At 65.4% G+C, this 4477-nt stretch carries 4 protein-coding genes and 2 pseudogenes; 5 read left to right on the forward strand and 1 reads right to left on the reverse strand.

Features of this window, described 5'->3' with window-relative positions:
• Positions 1-243 precede the first annotated feature (243 nt).
• The 4 genes and pseudogenes from ACWDA7_RS50725 to ACWDA7_RS50740 form a co-directional block, all read left to right on the forward strand.
• Positions 244-660 (forward strand): hypothetical protein, encoded by a 417-nt coding sequence (locus tag ACWDA7_RS50725; RefSeq protein WP_450614722.1) that lies wholly within the window; start codon positions 244-246, stop codon positions 658-660.
• On the forward strand, positions 657-1505 hold the full coding sequence (locus ACWDA7_RS50730) for a hypothetical protein (protein WP_450614724.1): 849 nt from the start codon (positions 657-659) through the stop codon (positions 1503-1505). The genes ACWDA7_RS50725 and ACWDA7_RS50730 overlap by 4 nt, the downstream gene beginning before the upstream one ends.
• A gap of 218 nt (positions 1506-1723) precedes the next feature.
• The gene (locus ACWDA7_RS50735) at positions 1724-2251 is read left to right on the forward strand and encodes a hypothetical protein (RefSeq protein WP_450614726.1); all 528 of its coding nucleotides are present in this window, start codon (positions 1724-1726) and stop codon (positions 2249-2251) included.
• A gap of 78 nt (positions 2252-2329) precedes the next feature.
• Positions 2330-2764 (forward strand): annotated as a pseudogene (locus tag ACWDA7_RS50740) (IS1380 family transposase); the annotation flags it as partial.
• A gap of 211 nt (positions 2765-2975) precedes the next feature.
• Here the strand turns inward: ACWDA7_RS50740 and ACWDA7_RS50745 are convergent.
• On the reverse strand, positions 2976-3722 hold the full coding sequence (locus ACWDA7_RS50745; RefSeq protein ID WP_450614728.1) for an SDR family oxidoreductase: 747 nt from the start codon (positions 3720-3722) through the stop codon (positions 2976-2978).
• Between the two features lie 453 nt (positions 3723-4175).
• Here ACWDA7_RS50745 and ACWDA7_RS50750 point away from each other — a divergent pair.
• A pseudogene (locus ACWDA7_RS50750) lies at positions 4176-4313 on the forward strand (IS630 family transposase); the annotation flags it as partial.
• Positions 4314-4477: the final 164 nt, after the last annotated feature.

Consider the following 4477-nt stretch of genomic DNA (forward strand, 5'->3'; position numbering starts at 1 on the left):
AACGCGGGAGACCAGTGCATCCACCACCGTTCGGGATGCGCCAGCTGACCAGGACTGGGTACAAGACTCACTCCTGCTCACTGACTAGGAACGGTCGGCCATCACTCCTCATCCCCGTCCTCTGATGCGACTTCATCAGACGGAGGCGGGGCGGGCCATCACTCTCCTGCCGGGCACGGCGGCGGATCGCCCCACGACCGTCAACCGGCTCCCCTAAAGGAGTGGAAAGCCGACGATGACATCGTGGGGCCGGCCAGAGGGAAGACACTGTTGTACCCGAATTCCCGGCACGATCTGAGTGGAGTCAAGGGTGGTGTCCCGGACGACAAGAACACCGTGATTCTTCCCGAGACGAAGGAGAAGGTACGGCAGGACATTGCGGAGATTGCCGCGGGCCGCGCGCAGTTCGATCCTGAAAGTCAACGGTATGAGGTCAATGGCAGGCGATATGCCGTTGAGCCTCACGATCGGATCTTCCCGGTGGACGGTCCGGGGTTCGTCGAGATGAATCGGGTCGAGTACACGGCACTGAAGCACATCATGAAAGCGAACGGTGACCTGAGTAAACTTCAGGTCGTGCTCAGTAAGGCGCCCCAGTTCAGAGAGAATCCCCAAGCCGTGGAAAAGGCCATCGAGCGGTATAGGAAGTACTACCCGTGATGTACAGTTTCCTGACCCCTGCCGACACGGTTCCCGACGTCATGCCCGGGATCCTTGCCGGCGCGTTCGGGGTTCAGATCTCCGAGACCGACGTATCGGACAGCGCCAACTGGGAGACCCGGAACTGGGACGCCCTGGTCACCTGCGAGTACGAACGCCTCGAAGGGGACTTGACCTGGTCGCTGAGTGTCTACGAAGCGAAAGAAGTGGAACGGAGCCCGTCCGAGGAGGAGTTGGCCGTCTTGCTGTCGAAGGGGCTGAACGCTCCAGTGTTCTTCGCTTGGGGCGGTAAACTTCCCTGGATCCGGAGGGTAGCCCAGCCTGAGGGCGGGATCACTTTGGCACGCGTAGTCGACTCAAACGACGACGGGACCGGCTTTTTGGTCCAGGGCACGGAATCTGCGATCACCGGGTTCCCGAACGTCCCCGTGACACACTTCCCAGAAGTTGTCCGGGCCTTCGGCATTCCGACCCCGGCGACCGATTCCGTCGTTCCGTTGGGAACCAGTCGGGAACTTGAAGAAGTCCGTGGCCTGTTGGTGAACTGGGAGCGCCTCTGCATCCGGATGCGCTCCGACTGGCCGCCGAACGGCTGGTACTCGGCTGAAATGTATCAGGAAGATCTGAGGATCAGGGATCAACTCGACGTAATCCTGGAAGGGTTCCCCGAGGCCGATCGGATCAAGGCTGCCGTTTCCGCACTGGATGCTCAATTCCGCGAACTGTCCGTAGAGGATCAAGGCAGCGCTCTTTGCGCCGCGTTGGAAGAAGCAGGCGCCGCCATGGGCGGCCGACCGTGGTACTGGCAACGCGGTCCCGCCGTCCTGCCGTGGGCCAGCGCGTGAGGGCGGCGTCTCAACTGCAGACCCCATTCGATCACTGTCGCTGTTGCGGAGAAAGCCTTCATCTGTGAGTCACGACGTCATCGCCCTCACCCGGAACATGCCAGACGCCCGGACCATTCTGGCCGGGCCGCCTCGATGAGATGTACACCCTCAACCGGGTCCTGGACGGCGACCCCTTCTACGTGAAGATCAGCAACTAGCAGAAAGGCCACCGGTCAATGGCGCTTCTCGCCGAGCACAACGTCACCGCCATCCCAGGCCGCCGCGTCGTGGAGATCTACGACGCCGACGCCTACCTCGGCGACGAAGCCGCCCTGGACGCCGCAGAGCAACAGGTGATAGCCGGAAACGGCTACCAACTGTACATCCTGAGCCTGCAGCCCGACATCCCCGTCCAGGTCACCCTCCGCGTCTGGGACACCCCACCCGCCCCACCCGCCGACGCCGAAGCCCACATCGGCGTCAGCATCGAATCCGAAACCGGCATCCTCGTCATCGGCCAACTCGACCGCGGACCCGCTGCCGAGATCACCCTGCCCCGCCCCGGCGTCTACGAAGGCCACGCCTGGTGGACCAACCGCCAAGCAACCGCCGACTACTACAACACCACCCTCGACCAACTCACCGACGACTCCCCCGACGACTGGCTCATCCAAGCCTGGAACAACTGCCCCACCACCGAACGCTACGTCCTCGACCTCGCCTACACCCGCGAACCCGAACCCACCGCCGACGAAGACCTCTGAGGCACCGAGACCAGCAACAGTCAGGCCCAGACGACGACGTTCAACCGACACTCCCCCGCAGACCATCAGTTGCGGACGATGCTGACGGCCCCGGCGGCGATCTCCGCCGCGTTCGATGACCCGAATCTGATCGCGCAGGCCGGGCTGGTCCCGGTGATGCGGCTGGCCGAGCGGTGCGGACTTTCGCGGCTGGTCGCCGGGAAAGTGAGGCTGACCGGGGCGAGGAACGGCGCGGGTGCGTCGGCGGACGCCAAGGTCACGAGCATCGTGGCCGGGATGGTCGCGGGGGCCGACAGCATCGACGACCTGGACGTGCTGCGACACGGTGCGATGCCGGCCGTGTTCGGCGGGATCCGTGCCCCGTCCACCCTGGGCACCTTCCTGCGCGCGTTCACCCACGGCCATGCCCTCCAACTCCACGCCGTGCACCGGAGGTTCCTCGCCGCGTTGGCCGCGCATACCCCGCTGCTGCCCGGGGCCGACCAGATGGCGTTCATCGATGTCGACTCCACCCAAACGGTGGGCAAACCGGGCATGCAGCCCGGCTATCCCCTGCGACCACGACTCAACCTGTTCGGCCGTCAGCTCATCAGCACACAGTCACATCAACGACGGCCGAGGCTGATCGTCACCCCAGATGCGGTTGCAGTACTAAACCGATCGTCGTGCTGAGACCGGAGTGCAGGGGTGGCCCCCGCCTGCCGGCAGGGGCCACCCTCAGGGCTTACTGCTGCTGCGCGAGCCAGTCGGCGAACTTGGTCTCGGCGATGTGCGCGCCCGGACCCGGCACGAGCGTCGTCTCCTGCAGCTCGGCGCCCCAGTACCTGGCGTGCGGGTCCGTGACCACCGTGCGGGGGTCGTTCTTGGCGGCGAGCCCCTTACGGATGAGCTCGTCGAGCTGGAACTCGTCGGGGCCCGCGACCTCCACCACGCCGTTGACCGGGGCACCGACCGCGGTGCGGCCGACGGCCGCGGCCACGTCGTCGGAGTAGATGGGCCGGAACTTGACGGGGGCCAGACGCACGGTGTCGCCCTCGGTGGCCGCGTCGGCGATCCCCTTCATGAACTCGAAGAACTGCGTGGCGTGGACGATGGAGTACGCAATCCCGGACTCCTTGATCAGCTCTTCCTGGGCCTGCTTGGCGCGGAAGTACCCGCTCTCCTGGAGGCGCTCGGTGCCGACCACGGACAGCGCCACGTGGTGCGTCACGCCGGCCTCGGCCTCAGCCTTCAGGAGGTTGGTCGTGGAGGTGCGGAAGAATTCCATGACGGCCTCGTCCTCGAACGAGGGGGAGTTAGACACGTCGACCACGACCGACGCGCCCTTCAGAACCTCGGCCAGACCCTCGCCCGTCAGAGTGTTGACGCCGGTGTTGGGCGCGGCCGGGACCGCCTCGTGCCCGTGCTCGTTGAGCTTGCCGACCAGCTTCGAGCCGATGAGCCCGGTTCCACCGATCACTACAACCTTCATAACGGATTCCTCTCGGATGTTTCATGCGCGGCGCGCATCCTGCGATGAGCCGCTCACCGCCACCGGTCTCTTTGGTCTTCACACAAGAGACAGGACAGCGAATCTGCTTGTGACAGGGGTTCGCAACAATCGGAAAAATATTCCGCAGCGGCAGCCCTCATGGCCCGCTCGCACGAGACAGTGCGGCTGTTCCTTCGCTCACGGCGAGGGACCGGAACCGCGCAGGGCCGGGTCATTGCAGCAGTGACTGGCTGCCGGACGCGCGGGGCCCCGCCACAACAGTGTGCACGATGACGACCGAGGCCTCGGCAGGCTGTGGGCGCGGACCGAGCCGCTGCTGCCGAGGAGGAAGCGCAGGTTCGGGTATCCGGGAGCTGGGACACGGCAGTTACTGAGGTTTTCGGGTGGGCGTCGGGTGGTGACGGGTGGTGATCCCTGCGGTATGCCGTTGCTATGCGGTATGCGCAGGGTGGGGGCCTGACCGCTGAGCGGCGGGCGTTTCGTGAACAGGTCCGGCTGGAGGCCGCGGCGCAGTTCGCGCGTGGTGAGAAGACCGCGGCGATCGCGAAGGAGTTACGACGTGGTGCGCGATTGAGGGTGGGGGGTGCTGGCCTGGCGGTTCGGCTTGGGGGTGGTCACCTCTCGGCGCTGCGGTCGGACACCAGGCCGGCGATGGCGAGGTGGGTCTGGTCGTAGTACTCGCGGCGGCCGAGGTAGCGCTGGAGGGGGCGCCACTGCTTGTGTTCGGCGTTCGC

The organism is Streptomyces sp. NPDC001156 (assembly GCF_053598275.1).

Bases quoted from the DNA above. Each gene is read 5' to 3' on its own strand.
- ACWDA7_RS50735 (WP_450614726.1), top strand. From the start codon at position 1,724: ATGGCGCTTCTCGCCGAGCACAACGTCACCGCCATCCCAGGCCGCCGC.
- ACWDA7_RS50745 (WP_450614728.1), bottom strand. From the start codon at position 3,722: ATGAAGGTTGTAGTGATCGGTGGAACCGGGCTCATCGGCTCGAAGCTG.